Below are 15,600 nucleotides of genomic sequence, written 5' to 3'. Positions count from 1 at the left end.
AATGGAGGCTATGATAAAACAATGTTAAGATCTATGGTAACAGCTTCAAACACGATGTATGAGCTGCAAAAACAGATTGATAATATCAGTCACAATCTTGCCAATGTTGACACGACGGGATATAAGTCTAAACATTCAAGTTTCTCTGAGCTTGTCAGACAAGAGATGAAACAAGTGGATGAAAAAAATAATGAAGTAGCCCAAAGCAGAAAAACGCCACCGGGGCTGCGTCTTGGTGTCGGAGCTGCTTTAACCGAACGGCTGACACATGCTCAAGGAAATCTGAAAGAGACAAAACGCGATCTAGATCTTGCACTGACTTCACCATATCAATATTTTCAAGTTGATGTCGGTGGTGAAGTTCAATATACACGAGATGGCTCATTTTATTTGACACCTGGGCAGGGCAATCAAGTTCAACTCGTTACTCAAGATGGACATGCAGTACTAGATCAGAATGGGAATCCGATTCGTTTTGATCAGCGTTTTAGCAGTTTTAAAGTTGATGCTGGAGGACAAATCACGGTAGCATCCAGCAATCAAGGTGAAGCGCCATTAAGATTTACTTTAGGTATTGTGAAGGCGGTAAAACCGCAGGCCCTTAAAGCTACAGGAAGCAATCTTTTCACTGTTCAGGATGAGTTACGCCCGACAGCGCTTATCAATTTAGTCGGTGCTAATCGCCGGGATATTTCGATGAAACAAGGTTTTCTTGAAGGATCAAATGTAGATGTGACAAAAGAAATGACCGATCTTATCGCTACACAGAGGTCTTATCAAATGAACTCCCGTGCAATCACAATGGGTGATCAAATGATGGGATTGATCAATTCAGTGCGCTAAGATGTAAATGGGACCGTACAGTACAATAAGTCTAAAAAATAAAGCAAGTGAAGAAACATGAGCAGTGTTTCTCCACTTGCTAATTTTTTGTTTCGTTTTTTCTCTGAAAGGAGCTGGCGGATGCCTGCTACTTTCAGTATGCTGTGGACTAATACCGCAATTCCAAACTCGATACCTGGAAAAGAAAACCTGCGGAACGCCGATTTTTTTTAAATTTCTTGTAATCCAAAGGAGCTGTCTAATCGGGCATTGCGAGACTCTTGATGGGAACAGCGAGCCAGGTGATACACCGCAGGAGCAAGGAACGAGCTCCGAGGAGGCTCGCGGATCGCCCGCGGAAAGCGAGCAAATTCCCAATTTTTATTCATCCATACTACTTTCAGGTCACCACCGTTTTAGTTTCTAGAGGATTGGTCGTGATTGAAAAAGATTCGGTTTCATAATATACTTCCAGTTGTACAGATAGGACTTGATTTGTCATTCTATACATATCTTTCAGTAAAGGAGATGTAAGCATGCTTGATACACAGCAAATTAAAGACATTATTCCCCATCGTTATCCGTTTTTGCTAGTTGATCGGGTGACAGAAGTAGAAGAAGGGAAACGGGCTGTAGGTTATAAAAATGTGACAGCAAATGAAGAGTTTTTTAATGGACATTTTCCAGATTACCCGGTTATGCCGGGCGTATTAATTGTTGAAGCACTAGCACAAGTAGGAGCCGTGGCACTCTTAATGAAAGAGGAAAACCGCGGTAGACTTGCTTTTTTTGCGGGAATTGATTCCTGCCGTTTCAAAAAACAAGTGAAACCTGGGGATCGTTTGGATCTTGAACTTGAAGTGACTCGTTTCCGAGGTGCAATCGGCAAAGGAAAAGGGGTTGCAAAGGTTGATGGAGAGGTTGTATGTGAAGCAGAGCTGATGTTTTCACTTGGAGAAAAACAGGCATAATAAACAACAGATGGGTTTATGATGAACCCATTTGTTTTTTTATCTTGAAAAAAGGAGACTTTTAGCGTGTGGAAAGAATTTAAAAACTTCGCGATTAAAGGAAATGTTATCGATCTTGCAATAGGGGTGATTATTGGAGGAGCTTTTGGAAAAATTGTTACCTCACTGGTTAATGATATGATGATGCCCCTTTTTGGTCTTTTGCTTGGCGGACTGGATTTTTCAGCGCTTTCCTTCACGCTTGGCAATGCAGAAATGAAGTACGGATTGTTTATTCAATCAATTATGAATTTCTTTATTATTTCATTTTCTATTTTTATTTTTATTCGGTATATATCAAAGATAAAGAAAAAAGATGTTCAGGAAGAAAAAGCTGTTCCAACACCTGAGGAAGAGCTACTGAAGGAAATTCGCGATCTTTTAAAGGAGCAGACAAGGCATTCTAAGGTGTAGGCTGTCATCGTTTAGACAGCCTTGGACTAAATATGTTGTTTAAACGCTTCAAGGAGTTTATCACCTGTAAATCCTTCTTTCATCAATCCTTCTAAAACTTTTTCAGAACCTTGTCTCAGTTTAGAAGTGATCATTTTACCGTCCAATAAAACGGAAACGTGTTCACCAAGGATGGTGATTTTTTTTACCTTTGCCAAAAGCAAGGCTGGCAAGTTACTTTTTTTGGTGATTGTTACATAAACCTTCACTTCTTTTTTTTCTTGGAGAAGATATTCAAAAAAATATCGATATTTCTTTGAGACAAGTCCTTCTATCATCCAATGGTTTTCCCCGTCTTCTTTATTAATAATCAAGCCGTCAATCAAAGGAAACTCTTCAATCTGCTTGGCTGTTTCATCCTGGCGGACAATTTTCAAATCAATCAGCCTAAAGGTTTTCATAACTTTCACCTCACAAGCTTCCATAGTTGTATCACCATTATATCACGATATTAGTGAAACACCGGAACGAGAACATCCTTTATTTTTCATAGAAACATATTTTATAATCTTTGATTTTTAATTATACTTATATGAAATAGGGGGTGACTTATGAACTACTTTCGTTTAAAAGAAATATATGTAAATAGCAGTAGTATACATGCTAAACGCCGCCAGCCACTTATATTTTGCTTTCTATCAGATAACTTCAAAAAATACGAAATTGATGTATGCCATGATGAAGATATCTTGTTTCGCTATGAAACAGACGATAGAATGGAAATTTATGAATTTCAATTAATTTTCAAAGAAAAAAAACTAACATTTCGCTTCCTTGCTTGGGACGGTGGCTCATATGTCCGGGTATACACCAGTCAGTGGTTAACATCTCCTGTTTTTTCACAATTTCTAAAAAATACATATTTGTCAAACAAAAAAGGAATGATGTTTATGATTTATCGCAATAAAAAGGGGAATTGAAAAGAATAACATTTTTTCGAGGAGCATTTCTTGTTTATTTATATTTTTCAGATGGGCTTTTCTTTTGTAGACTGTGAATATCGAAGATGAAGGGAGGGACCTGATGTTTAATCAGATCATGCTGGTTGGCCGCTTGACTAGAGACCCAGAGCTTCGGTATACATCAGATGGTGTTCCGGTTGCAAATATTACTTTGGCTGTCAGCAGACATTTCAAAAATGCTGCCGGTGAAGTTGAAACAGATTTTGTCAATTGTACACTTTGGCGGAAAACGGCTGAGAAAACAACGGATTATTGCAGGAAAGGAACCATCATTGGACTCAATGGAAGAATTCAAACGAGAAATTATGTGAATTCAGATGGGAAACGGATTTTTTTAACAGAAGTCGTTGCTCAATCTGTCCGCTTCTTAGGTGGAAAACCGCGTGAACCTGCTGAAGTTTAATGAATTTCCCCAATATTCTCCCGCTTAAATAAAATCAATGACCCCCTCAATTTCTCTCCATTATCTAACCAGTCTATTTTGACTGGTTTTTTATTTCGACACAAAAAATACAAATTTAAATTGACGAACATTTTTCCTGGTTGTATAATGAAAGCGAATACACAACATATGATCAGTACATGCACAAATGTGCAAAATAGAGGTGTTTTTATGGAGACAGATGATAAACGGTTATTAATTAAAATTTGTAAAATGTATTACGAAGAGGATATGACACAAAATCAAATTGCAAAAGCAACGGGGATATACCGAACAACTGTTGGACGCATGTTAAAAAAGGCACGGGAAGAAGGGATTGTCAAAATTACTATCGATGATCATGTCGGAGCATATTACGATATGGAACAGGAATTAGAGCAGCTCTTAGGATTAAAAGAAGTATACATATGTGAGACTATTTCTCAGCAAACTGCTGCAGAAAAGAAAAAAAGTGTTGGTAAAGGCGGAGCTGCGATTTTAAAGCGAGTCATAAAAGACGGCGATACGGTCGGTTTTGCCTGGGGAACAACGATGGCGGGAATGATCGGAGAATTCCATGGTGCAAAAAAACGCAATGCTTCTTTTGTCCCGCTTGTCGGAGGTCCTGGCACAATGGATACGAAATATCATGTGAACAGTATCGTTTACAGTATTGCCGGAGATTTTGGCGGAACTCCATATTTTATTGATGCAGCAGCTGTTGTTGAGAAAAAAGAAACAAAAGATGAGATTGTGAAATCCCATTACTTCCAAAAGATCCAGGCTCTTTGGGATAGACTGACAGTAGCAGTGGTTGGAATTGGAGCACCTTTTAGCTCATCCAATATGATTTGGACGGGCTTTTATGGAGACAAGGACAGGGAAAGTTTAAAAGAACAACATGCGGTTGGGGATATTTGCTCTCGTTTTTTCGATCATTCTGGAAAATTACTAGATACAGAGATTAATTATCGGACGATTGCAATAGATATCAATCGTTTAAAGAATTTGGAATACTCTATTGGGCTAGCTGAATCCCGTGAAAAAGTACCGTCAATTATTGGAGCAGCAAAAGGTAGATATATCAATATTTTGGTGACGACAGCTGAAACTGCTCAAGACATCATTGAGGAGGTAAAAAAAACATGATGATTTATTTGATCCTAGCCCTCGGGTTAGCTTGGCTTTTTCAAAGTATTTTTGGATTTTGGCAAATCAGACACTTTAATCAAAAATTTGCGGAATCCAGGCGTTTAGGAAGGGTTGCAATTGGCAGAAGAACTGGACTATTCAGAGCAGGGACTGTCGTGATGTTTGTCATTGATCAGCGAAACAAAATTATTCAAGCATCTAAAATGCAAGGAGTAACCGTTTTTTCAAGGGTAAAGCCGTTAAAAGGGTTTGAAGGGAAGTATTTATTAAAAATTGACCGGGATGATCTTGTTCGGCATGACCGGCTGACAAGAATGGCGATTGAAGATGCGCTGAAAACGTTCAATATTGTCGCTAAAGGAGGTGATGTCCCACAAAAGAAAACATGGCTTCAAAAAATACTTAAGTCATACTAAAAAAAGAGGTGAAGTATGAAAAACATCACATGGTTTGCAGAAAAGTTTATGGATTTGTTCAGACATGGCGGAGAAGTCTTTGTCAATATGGTGACGGATATCGTTCCGCTATTAATCATGCTGCTTGTTGCAATGAATGCAGTCATCCGGTTAATTGGAGAAAATCGCATTGAAGCGCTTGCGAAAAAATCAGGGAAAAATCCCTTGACAAGGTATTTGGTCTTGCCTGTCCTTGGTACGTTCATGCTCGCGAACCCGATGACACTGTCATTAGGAAAATTTCTGCCTGAAAAATATAAACCAAGCTATTATGCTGCAGCCTCCTATTCCTGCCATACGCACAATGGGCTCTTCCCCCATGTCAATCCTGGTGAGCTGTTTGTTTTTCTAGGAATTGCTGCAGGTATTACGACTTTAGGACATGAAACAACAGAACTTGCCCTCCGTTACTTTTTGGTCGGGATTGTGACCAACTTTTTAAGAGGCTGGGTAACAGATTTCACCACAGCATATGTGGCAAAACAACAAGGCATTGTATTGAAGGATTCCATACATCTTAAATAGGAGGGCGGTTTATAGATGAGTTCCTATCATTCAGTCATGATTTCAAAAGGCCCAGGAGGATATGGGGGACCGCTTCTTATCACTCCTGATGATAAGAAAAATAAAATTGTCTATATTACCGGCGGGAATAAGCCGGAATTTGCAGATGATTTGGCAGAGCTGACAGGCTGTACACTTGTTGACGGTTTTAAAAAGGCAGTACCAGAAGAAGAAATGGCTGCTGTGATCATTGATTGCGGTGGGACACTGCGATGTGGTCTTTATCCGCAAAAACGAATTCCGACCATCAATATCATGGCAACGGGAAAAAGCGGACCGCTTGCTGCACATATTACTGAAGATATTTATGTATCCGCTGTAAAAAAAGAGAATATCAGACTGCATGAGGCTGAAGAACAGCCTGATCAGTCTAATATTCTAACAGAAAATCATAATGAAAATAAACAAACCCATTATAGCACAGAGAAAAAGATTAGTGAACAAAAAATACCAAAAGGAGTGATGGCAAGAGTCGGTATGGCAATGGGCTCTGTTGTCAGTGTCTTTTATCAGGCTGGAAGAGATGCGATTGAAACCGTTATCAAAACGATTTTGCCGTTTATGGCCTTTGTCTCATTATTGATTGGTGTAATTATAGAGTCGGGAATTGGTGATATCTTTGCAAAGTTTCTTTCTCCTTTTGCAGGTTCTCTCCCGGGTTTACTATTGATTTCACTTATCTGTTCTTTTCCATTGCTGTCACCATTTCTTGGACCGGGAGCTGTTATTGCCCAAGTTGTCGGATCATTGATCGGTGTCGAAATTGGAAAAGGGAATATTCCGCCGAGTTTGGCGCTGCCGGCGTTGTTTGCCATTAACTCACAAGCTGCAGCCGATTTTATACCGGTCGGTCTCGGTCTTGCTGAAGCGGAAGTCGAAACGGTTGAAGTTGGTGTACCATCTGTGTTGTATTCACGATTTCTAACCGGAGCGCCGACAGTATTTATTGCGTGGCTGGCAAGCTTTGGTCTATATGAAAGCTGAGTATTTTTAGGGGAGGAAACAAACCATGGCGATGTTATTTCAAACAAAAATAAATAAGATCGGAGCATTTGCATCCGCTTTTACAGAGGAAAAAATGCTTATCTTATTCGGTGATGGGGCGCCGGAAGAATTAAAAGATTACTGTTTATCCATTGATGTCCAACCTGTTGAAGACAGCTTCAAGGAAGGCGATGAACTTTTAGTTGACGGGAAATCGTACAAAGTAACTGCTGTTGGAGATGCTGTGACAAACAACTTGGAACGTCTTGGACACATTACACTAAAGTTTGATGGCTCACAATTCGCTGAACTTCCGGGCACGTTATATCTTGAAGAGAAAGAACTACCTGAAGTTTTTGTTGGAGATCGTATTCAAATTAAAAGATGATGTAGGAGTGAGTTCGATATGGAAAGCAATAAAGGTAAAACAGCATTAATATGCGGAGGCGGCCAAAGTCTCGGAGAAGCGCTCTGTTATCGAATGGCAGAAGCAGGATATGATCTTGCAATTGCAGATATCAACGGTGAAAATGCTAAAAAAACAGCTGCTCAAGCGGCTAAAAGATATGGAAGGAAAACGTTAGCACTAATAACTGATTTTACGAAAGAAGAAGATGTCAAGGACATGATGATGCAAACCGTTACCGAGTTTAAGACAATTGATGTCATGGTTTATAACGCAGGAATCGCAAAAAGCAATAAAGTGATCGATTTTCACTTGCAAGACTGGGAACAGACAATTGATGTTAATCTGACCGGGTACTTTCTTTGTGCAAAAGAAGCTGCAAAAGTCATGATTGAACAAGGCGGCGGTTCAATTATTCAAGTGAACTCAAAATCAGGAAAAGTCGGTAGCAAGCATAATACAGCTTATTCAGCTTCAAAGTTTGGCGGTGTCGGCTTAACCCAAAGTCTTGCACTTGATCTTGCTGAACACAATATTCGTGTCAACAGTATTATGCCGGGAAATCTATTAAAATCACCAATGTTTCAAAGCTTAATTCCGCAATACGCAAAAAAACTCGGTATCCCAGAAAACGAAGTGGAACGTGTTTATACAGAGAAAGTTCCGCTAGGACGAGGATGTACGTACGATGATATTGCAAATGCGATCTTATTTTACGCTTCTGATCAAGCATCTTATATGACGGGGCAATCAATTAATGTGACCGGTGGACAGGTCATGCATTAACATCATATATGAGTGAATAGCCTGAGTTCAGCTGTAGTGCATCATCCAGCTCTCAGGCTTTTTTGCTTAAAATAACTTATAAATACTTGCTATTTTAGTTGTATAAACTTATAATTACTTATAAATGAGTGAGATTACTTAAAAACAAAGGAAATGATGACGTGTATCAAGAGGAAAGGTTAATTGCCATTATCGACTATTTAAAGGAACATAAACGGATTTCTGTTGAACAAATCTGTTCTCTATATCAAGTTTCTAGAGATACTGCGAGACGTGATCTCGTCCGGCTTCAAGAGCAGGGGGCAATTATTCGGACGAGAGGAGGAGCTATTCTACCTTCCATACATGATGAGATTAAGGATTATTCTCATAGACTAAGCATGGTTTCTGAAGAGAAAAACAAGATCGGAAAGGTTGCGACCACGTTAATTAGAGAAGGTGACCGCCTCATTTTAGATGCTTCTACAACAGTTCAAGCTTGTGCCGAGCATTTTCCTGATGTTAAATGCACAGTGATTACAAATTCAATTCATCAGGCAGATGTTCTCTCAGCCAAAGAAGGGGTTGATATACATCTTCTTGGTGGCAAGCTTCAAAAACAGCATCGTTTTTTATATGGGGCTTCTGTGATTGAAAAATTATCATGTTATCAAGTAGATAAAGCATTAATTGGTGTTGTTGGAATATCTGAACAAGGCTTGACGATTGCACATGAGGAGGATGGGCTAGTCAAAAAAAAAATCATTGCTCAAGCAAAACAAGTGATTGCGCTTGCTGATCACTCAAAATTGGGACGGACTAATTTTTACCGCTATGCCGAATTAAGTGATATTGATCTACTCATAACAGATCGGCTACCTGAAGAAAAGTTTCGCAGACTCCTTGATCAACACGGGGTCGACATACTTGTCGCGGAACAAGAATGTTAGAGGAGGAAACAGCTCATGAGAATGATAGCAACAGATTTGGATGGAACTTTATTAAACAGTGACAGCAAACTGACGAAGGAGAGTATTGCGGCAATTAAAAAAGCCCAAGAAAATGGAATAGAAGTAGTGATTGCCACTGGAAGAGCTTCTTTTGATGTGCAGAAAATTTTTCAATCAGCTGGTATCAAAACCTGGATCATTAGTGCGAATGGAGCCGTGATCCACGATCCTGAGGGATCGCTTTATCACAATATTCCACTCGAACGGGAAAAAGCAGCAGGAATACTTGAGTGGATTGAAAAAGAAGATTATTATTATGAGGTATTCAGTGATCAAGCAATCTTCACACCTAACAATGGCAGAGAACTGATTGCAATCGAATTAGACCGTTTAAGAAGTGCCAATCCAGATGTTGATCTTTCAAGGTTGGAGCATGCTGCCAAACAGCAATTCAGCCAGCATGGGTTTTCATTCATCCGCTCCTACCACGAATTGTTTCAACCAAACCGACATGTCAATATATACAACATATTGGTTTTTTCTTTTCAGAAAGAAAAACTTGAAAAAGGCAGGCAACGATTTAAAGGGGCAGAAGATGTCACACTTGTCACCTCTTCTGAACACAATTTTGAATTGGAGCATCTGCAAGCATCAAAAGGGTTGGCTCTTAAAAGGCTTTCTCAAAAACTCGGGATTCCACTCGAGGAAACGGCAACTGTCGGTGACAGTCTAAACGATTGTTCGATGCTGAAAATAGCAGGTAAAAGCTTTGCCATGGGTAATGCCTGCAAGGAGATTAAAGAGCTTGCCGATGATGTGACACTGACAAACGATGAAAATGGTGTGGCACATATAATACACCAGATCATCAAACAAAAACAAACTGTAAACTTGGTTTAACTCGTGCTTCTCTTCATTTCGGCGTCATGTCAAGAAAAGACAGCGTAACGTTAGGGAGAGCACGATTTAAGCAGCGGACTTGATCCGCGGGCTGCCTGACAATGTCGGCAGCCTTTATTTATACATATAGATCATTTTTCCTGTTACTTTTGGTTTATTGTAGGTCATCATTTGATTTGTTACTATTTAACTATTGTAATAAGGACTTTATCATCAGTTTAAGAAAATAGGTGAGGAAATACTTGGAATATCAAATGGATATGATGTATGAGAAAGCATTGCAGCTTTCAAACTGGGGAAGAACCGATGATGCTGTTAAGGCAGCAGAGCAGTTTTTGGCCTACTATCCGGATTCATATGAAGGTTATTATTTGCTTTCTGAGATATATTTTAACGCAAATGAATTTGAGAAAGCTATTGAGTTTGTCAAAAAAGCTTTATCATTCGATCCGCTCAATCATAAAGGATTGACCCATTTAGCCATCTTATATTATTTTTTGGAAATGTTTGATGAATATGAACAAACAACAGAATTTATCGTTTCTGAGTATCCCGACATTCCGGGTGTACATACTTTCTATGCGAGTTATCTAGCTGATTTTAAACAGGACTATGAAAAAGCCCGTTTTTATATTGAAAAAGCTGTTGAAATTGAACCGGATGATCCATATACACTAATGACCTATAGTAATATTTTGGCCCTGTTGTTTGAGGATCCCCGATCTAAGGAGTATTCAAACAGGGCGCTCGCTCAATACACTGAAGATGATGTGGTGCTAGCAACAGCGGCTAGTTCAGCATATAACAGAGGAGATTATTCAAAGGCTTTGCTATTAAACAAGACAGCGATTAAGCTAGAACCAAACGACGAAGGGCTTTTATCTAATTTAATGCTCTATACCATGTGTGACTTATGGTTTATGAGATTTCCTTTAAAAATCAGACGTTTTCATGAAAAACTGCGTCTTAAACGGCCAATTTTATTTTGGCCGCTTCTAGTTGTTGCTACATTTATATTAAAACTGTTGATATTTCCTTATTTGGCTATCGTATACGGTACACCGCATATTTTGCACGGCTTAGCAGTTAGGCTGGCAATGAAAAAAATGCCTGAACAGATGAGAACGAACGTGGGCGGTTCTTTGCCAATTGGATATTTGATATTTTGTGCTGTCGTCATTTGTATCATTATCATTTTTCGTTGGCTAAATCAGAGTTAGTGAAAAATTGAGAAAGAAGAGGTAATGGGAGTAGTGGAAGAAGATATAAGTTTATATGACATCTTTATGTTTTTGGTATATGGTGTAATCAGTTTTTACGTAGCTAAGTTTTTTGATCAAAAATTGGCAGAACTACAGATCAGTCTATTTGCAAGTTCTGATCGTCTTGTTTTTAGTTCTGATCCATTTAAATTCTACTATCTATTTTTAAGTTTCTTTTGTATACCGTATGCCATTCGCAAGTTTAAGAGAGGTGACCGATCTCAGCTGCCAGTCTCGTTCATTCTGTTTGTTGTGGCAGTCTCATTATTTTGCAATGATTTTTTTCAGTATCAAGAGGTTCAAAGAGACGCTATTTCTATAAGAGACGGGTTATTTTCCAGTACTAAACAGTACAATATCAAGGATATTACGTCTGTTCATGCCAATTACAAAGAAGAGCTAACAGATCCATTTGTGATCCATTATGATCTCGAGTTAAAGGATGGCAATGAAGTCAGTACAGCCAGGTCTATTGAATTTTTTGAAAAAGCCGCCCAATTAGATGGGTTTCTACTAAAACAAGGAATACATATCGAACGAAGCGGAATTAAACAAAGTGACCTAGATGATTTGATCAAAAGGTATTTTGATAAAGTTGGATCACAAACAAAGTTTGATATTATTCAAAAATTGTTAACGGATAAAGAGATTTTTAAAATTAAGCCGCTACAACATATACGCAAAAATTAACCGCTTCGCATTTGATACGTTCGTCATACACCCGACAAGGTGTGGCTGAGCGCCATGTTTAACTATGGGAAACTAAAATTTTACTGATCAATAAATGAAACTAGATTGAGCTAATATCGAATCCATTTAATGTTCCATTCAATGGTGAAGAGATTAGGAAAAAGAAGCAGGGGCAGAAAATGTTTCGAAAACTGGCAGAATAGGAAATATTCCGAATGCAAAAACACCCTATGCAACACATATAGATCATTTTTCCTGTTACTTTTGGATTATTGTATGTCATCACTCACTTTGCTACTATTTAACTATTGCGATAAGGACTTTGTCATTAGTTTTAAGGAAATAGGTGAGGAAATACTTTGGAAGATCAAATGGATATAATGTATGAGAAAGCATTGCAGCTTTCTAACTGGGGAAGAACTGATGATGCTGTTAAAGCAGCAGAGCAGTTTTTGGCCTACTATCCGGATTCATATGAAGGTTATTTTTTGCTTTCTAGGATATATTATGATGCAGATGAATATAAAAAAGTAATCCAGTTTGCCAAAAAAGCAGTGACATATGATCCAATAAATGAAGATGCTCTGACTCTTTTAATGTATGCATATTATGCAACAGACATGTTTGATCAATATTTAGAGACAAATAAAATATTAATATCTCAATATCCTGAAAGTTACTATCCATATTATCTGTATGGATATTATTTACTAAAAAATAAACAGGAATATGAAAAAGCTCGTTTTTATATTGAAAAAGCGCTCGAAATGGAGCCAAACGATTCGTCTTCCCTTGCTATCTATAGTGAAATTCTAGCATTTTCCTATGAGGATCATTTGTCTAAGGAGTATTCGGACAGGGCGCTTGCTCAAAACATTGAAGACAGCCAAATATTTGGAATAACCGCTAGAGCAGCTTTTTATAGAGGTGATTTTTCACAAGCTTTAGATTTAAACAAAGCAGCCATAAAGTTAGACCCAAACAATCAAAGGCTTGTAAATAATTTAATGTTTTTTATGGGAATTAATATTTGGTTTATGAAATACCCTTTAAAGATCAAACGTTTCCATGAAAAATTACGGTTCAAACATCGAAAATTATTTTGGTCACTCCTAATCGTTGCTACATTTATATTAAAAATCTTGATATTTCCCTATTTAATTCTAATATACGGAACACCTCATGTTTTGCAATATATAGCGGGTCCGTTGGTCAAGAGAAAAATGCCTGAACAAATGGAACCCAATTCAGGGTGCATTCTAGCTGGTTGTTATTTGCTCATTTTACTTGTTATATCTATTTTATTTATCCGTTGGATATTTTAGGGAAGAGAGAAGTATGAGAAAAAGTATAGATTTATCGGGGTTCATCATTTTATTGGTTTGGTGTGGATTATGTTTTTTAGCAGCCCTACTTTTTTATCAACTATATGAAAAACTGCAAATAAGCCTATTAGCTAGTTCTGATCGTCTGTTTTTTAGTTCTGATCCATTTAAATTTTATTATCTTTTTTTAGTTTTCTTTTTAATGCCGTTTGCGCTTCAAACAGTAAAGAAAGGGAGCCGGTTTCTGCCTTTTTCGAGAATCTTGTTTGTTGTAGGAATCATTTTATTATGGAATGGCATGTTTCAATATCAAGAGGTTAAAAAAAATGATATGTACGTAAGAGATGGGTGGCTTTCCATTACAAATCATTACACGATAAAAGACATTGTTTCTGTTGATGCCAATTATCACAAAAGGATAACAGGCACGTTTATGCTCGATTATGATCTTGAATTAAAGAATGGAAACAAAGTCAGTTTCACCATGTCTGATGATTTTTATGAACATGCGGTTAAATTAGATGAATTGCTTAAACAACAAGGAATACATATTGAACGCAGCGGAATAAAACAAAGTGATGAAGCGGAATTAGCAAACCAATATGATGATAAAGTTGGATCGCAAACAAAATTTAAGATTATTCAGAGATTGCTAACTGGTAGATAAGGAGATTTTTATGAAAAAAGATGATACAGAAAAACGTGCAAAAGTGAAAGTGATTCAATTTGACCAACATAAACATACTTTGTCTGAAACCGAACAGCCTTGTGAAACATTTGCTGATGTCGGCGGTTTAGAAGATGTGAAGAAGAAAATTAAAATGGACTTTATTTTACCATTGCAAAACCCTGAATACTTTAAAGCGTTTGGCAAAGCAACTGGAGGAAGTCTCTTGTTGTTTGGACCGCCAGGATGTGGAAAAACATTTATCGCAAAGGCAATTGCTGGTGAAATTCAAGCTAATTTCATTCATCTCGAACTTCAGGCGATTTTGTCTATGTATGTAGGTGAAAGTGAACATAATTTGCACGATATTTTTGAGAAAGCCCGTGAAAACAGTCCATGTGTCCTGTTTATTGATGAGATGGATTCCATTGGCGGAAATCGTCAAGGAATGAGTCAGCATCATGATAGAGTGTTGGTTAATCAATTGTTAGTCGAATTAGATGGTTTAGGATCTTTTAATGATGGAGTATATGTGATTGGCGCTACTAATACACCATGGTATTTAGACCCAGCTTTACGCCGTCCAGGCCGATTTAATAAAATGATCTTTTTACCGCCTCCAACAGAAGAGGAACGAATTGAAATTTTAAAATTAAAACTGTTAAACAAACCGCAAGAAAAGATCGCAATTGAAGAAATTGCTAAAGCGACAGCTCATTTTTCTGGAGCTGATTTAGAACAGCTCATTAGTGATGCGTCAGATCAAGCGATTGAGCGCTCATTACAACAAGGCGAACTGTTACCTGTTACCCAAACTGATGTGGTAAACAGTCTGAAAGGAAGACTTTCTTCGACCTTAGAATGGTTTGGGACAGCGAAAAACTATGCGATGTTTAGTGATGCAAATAAAGAATATCAAACTGTTCTTGAGTACATGAAGAAAAATAAGATCAAATAGGATGGTGGCAATGGATAAAGTCTTTCAATTACCAGAGAAAATGGCTCCATTCCGCGAGAAGTTTGAGAAATCAGCAAGGGCGTCTATCAAATTAACAGCACAAAAAGCTAAAACAGGTCGATATGATAGCAAAATTGCTGGTGATCCTTATTTTCCTAAATCAGAAGTGTATCCATTAGATGAACAAGGGAAACCAATGAAACTTCTGGCACAGATCAATTTCTCACAACTGCCGTGTCTTGATGGGTTTCCTAGCACCGGGATTCTGCAGTTTTATTTATCAGTTAGTGATGATGTGTATGGATTGAATTTTGATAACCCGTGTGAACAGACGGGCTTTTGTGTCAAATACTTTGAAACGCTTATTGAAAATGAAGAACAGCTTCTTGATGACTTTTCATTTGTCGAACTGGAAGATGAGTATCAATTTCCTATTACATGTGAAGCTTCACTGACAGCTGAGATCCAGTCGGAATTAGTTGGGGTAGCTGACTTTCAATTTGAACAATATGCCGGAATCGGTGCTTGGTCATTTTTTGAACAATTCGGTGATGATGAAGAAACAGTAATGGAAGAGTATAATGAAATGTACGGTGGTTTCGCACATAAAATCGGTGGTTATGCCTGTTTTACACAAGCAGATCCTCGGGATGATGACTTTTCTGACCATACAGTGCTCCTTTTACAAATTGATTCAGATGATGAGATCGATTCAATGTGGGGAGATGTTGGAATTGCCAATTTTTTTATCAAACCGGCTGATTTAAAGAAAAAAGATTTTTCCAATGTGCTATACAATTGGGATTGTTGCTAAAATGTTAAAACACCAGCTTGCCAAGAAGGCAGCTGGTGTT

20 protein-coding genes are annotated in these 15,600 nt (G+C 38.0%); 19 read left to right on the top strand and 1 reads right to left on the bottom strand.

What is annotated here, in order from left to right; genetic code table 11:
- The first annotated feature begins 21 nt into the window (after window positions 1-21).
- The 3 genes from HOO54_RS19795 to mscL all read left to right on the top strand — a co-directional run bounded on the left by HOO54_RS19795 (window position 22) and on the right by mscL (window position 2,246).
- Window positions 22-843, top strand: a complete 822-nt coding sequence (locus tag HOO54_RS19795; RefSeq protein WP_172298299.1) for a flagellar hook-basal body protein — start codon at window positions 22-24, stop codon at window positions 841-843.
- A gap of 515 nt (window positions 844-1,358) precedes the next feature.
- The gene (fabZ, locus tag HOO54_RS19790; RefSeq protein ID WP_172298297.1) at window positions 1,359-1,793 is read left to right on the top strand and encodes a 3-hydroxyacyl-ACP dehydratase FabZ; all 435 of its coding nucleotides are present in this window, start codon (window positions 1,359-1,361) and stop codon (window positions 1,791-1,793) included.
- 66 nt (window positions 1,794-1,859) lie between these two features.
- Window positions 1,860-2,246 (top strand): large conductance mechanosensitive channel protein MscL, encoded by a 387-nt coding sequence (gene mscL / locus HOO54_RS19785; RefSeq protein WP_172298295.1) that lies wholly within the window; start codon window positions 1,860-1,862, stop codon window positions 2,244-2,246.
- A 26-nt stretch (window positions 2,247-2,272) separates the two neighbouring features.
- On the opposite strand, the gene HOO54_RS19780 is transcribed toward mscL, so the two are convergent.
- Entirely contained in the window at window positions 2,273-2,686 is a 414-nt protein-coding gene (locus HOO54_RS19780; RefSeq protein ID WP_172299740.1) for a YwpF-like family protein, read from the bottom strand.
- A gap of 150 nt (window positions 2,687-2,836) precedes the next feature.
- On the opposite strand from HOO54_RS19780, the gene HOO54_RS19775 reads away from it, so the two are divergent.
- The 16 genes from HOO54_RS19775 to HOO54_RS19700 all read left to right on the top strand — a co-directional run bounded on the left by HOO54_RS19775 (window position 2,837) and on the right by HOO54_RS19700 (window position 15,560).
- On the top strand, window positions 2,837-3,205 hold the full coding sequence (locus HOO54_RS19775; RefSeq protein WP_172298293.1) for a hypothetical protein: 369 nt from the start codon (window positions 2,837-2,839) through the stop codon (window positions 3,203-3,205).
- Window positions 3,206-3,308: 103 nt separating this feature from the next.
- Window positions 3,309-3,650, top strand: a complete 342-nt coding sequence (gene ssb / locus HOO54_RS19770; protein ID WP_172298292.1) for a single-stranded DNA-binding protein — start codon at window positions 3,309-3,311, stop codon at window positions 3,648-3,650.
- Window positions 3,651-3,860: 210 nt separating this feature from the next.
- Window positions 3,861-4,817 (top strand): sugar-binding transcriptional regulator, encoded by a 957-nt coding sequence (locus HOO54_RS19765; RefSeq protein WP_172298290.1) that lies wholly within the window; start codon window positions 3,861-3,863, stop codon window positions 4,815-4,817.
- Window positions 4,814-5,236, top strand: a complete 423-nt coding sequence (locus HOO54_RS19760) for a transcriptional regulator GutM (RefSeq protein WP_172298288.1) — start codon at window positions 4,814-4,816, stop codon at window positions 5,234-5,236. Before HOO54_RS19765 ends, HOO54_RS19760 begins: the two co-directional genes overlap by 4 nt.
- 15 nt (window positions 5,237-5,251) lie before the next feature.
- A complete protein-coding gene (srlA, locus tag HOO54_RS19755; protein ID WP_172298286.1) occupies window positions 5,252-5,800 on the top strand; it encodes a PTS glucitol/sorbitol transporter subunit IIC in 549 nt (182 codons plus the stop codon).
- 15 nt (window positions 5,801-5,815) lie between these two features.
- A complete protein-coding gene (srlE, locus tag HOO54_RS19750; protein WP_172298284.1) occupies window positions 5,816-6,823 on the top strand; it encodes a PTS glucitol/sorbitol transporter subunit IIB in 1,008 nt (335 codons plus the stop codon).
- Between the two features lie 25 nt (window positions 6,824-6,848).
- Complete coding sequence (locus HOO54_RS19745) at window positions 6,849-7,211, top strand: PTS glucitol/sorbitol transporter subunit IIA (RefSeq protein ID WP_172298282.1); 363 nt, start codon at window positions 6,849-6,851, stop codon at window positions 7,209-7,211.
- An 18-nt stretch (window positions 7,212-7,229) separates the two neighbouring features.
- Window positions 7,230-8,015: a sorbitol-6-phosphate dehydrogenase gene (gene srlD / locus HOO54_RS19740; RefSeq protein ID WP_172298280.1), complete on the top strand. Its 786-nt coding sequence runs from the start codon at window positions 7,230-7,232 to the stop codon at window positions 8,013-8,015.
- A 161-nt stretch (window positions 8,016-8,176) separates the two neighbouring features.
- Window positions 8,177-8,944 carry a transcriptional regulator GlcR gene (locus tag HOO54_RS19735; protein WP_172298278.1) on the top strand — a complete coding sequence of 256 codons (768 nt, stop codon included), beginning with the start codon at window positions 8,177-8,179 and terminating at the stop codon, window positions 8,942-8,944.
- Between the two features lie 15 nt (window positions 8,945-8,959).
- Entirely contained in the window at window positions 8,960-9,844 is an 885-nt protein-coding gene (locus tag HOO54_RS19730; protein ID WP_172298276.1) for a Cof-type HAD-IIB family hydrolase, read from the top strand.
- A gap of 242 nt (window positions 9,845-10,086) precedes the next feature.
- On the top strand, window positions 10,087-11,064 hold the full coding sequence (locus tag HOO54_RS19725; protein ID WP_172298274.1) for a tetratricopeptide repeat protein: 978 nt from the start codon (window positions 10,087-10,089) through the stop codon (window positions 11,062-11,064).
- Window positions 11,065-11,088: 24 nt separating this feature from the next.
- A complete protein-coding gene (locus HOO54_RS19720; RefSeq protein ID WP_172298272.1) occupies window positions 11,089-11,796 on the top strand; it encodes a hypothetical protein in 708 nt (235 codons plus the stop codon).
- A 359-nt stretch (window positions 11,797-12,155) separates the two neighbouring features.
- Window positions 12,156-13,121: a tetratricopeptide repeat protein gene (locus tag HOO54_RS19715; protein WP_172298270.1), complete on the top strand. Its 966-nt coding sequence runs from the start codon at window positions 12,156-12,158 to the stop codon at window positions 13,119-13,121.
- 13 nt (window positions 13,122-13,134) lie between these two features.
- A complete protein-coding gene (locus HOO54_RS19710; protein ID WP_172298268.1) occupies window positions 13,135-13,788 on the top strand; it encodes a hypothetical protein in 654 nt (217 codons plus the stop codon).
- Between the two features lie 10 nt (window positions 13,789-13,798).
- Entirely contained in the window at window positions 13,799-14,746 is a 948-nt protein-coding gene (locus HOO54_RS19705) for an ATP-binding protein (protein ID WP_172298266.1), read from the top strand.
- A 10-nt stretch (window positions 14,747-14,756) separates the two neighbouring features.
- On the top strand, window positions 14,757-15,560 hold the full coding sequence (locus HOO54_RS19700) for a YwqG family protein (RefSeq protein WP_172298264.1): 804 nt from the start codon (window positions 14,757-14,759) through the stop codon (window positions 15,558-15,560).
- The last annotated feature ends 40 nt before the right edge of the window (window positions 15,561-15,600 follow it).

This window comes from Bacillus sp. WMMC1349 (genome assembly GCF_013155385.1).
Taxonomy (GTDB): domain Bacteria; phylum Bacillota; class Bacilli; order Bacillales; family Bacillaceae; genus Bacillus.
This window is presented reverse-complemented; position numbering and strand designations above follow the sequence as displayed.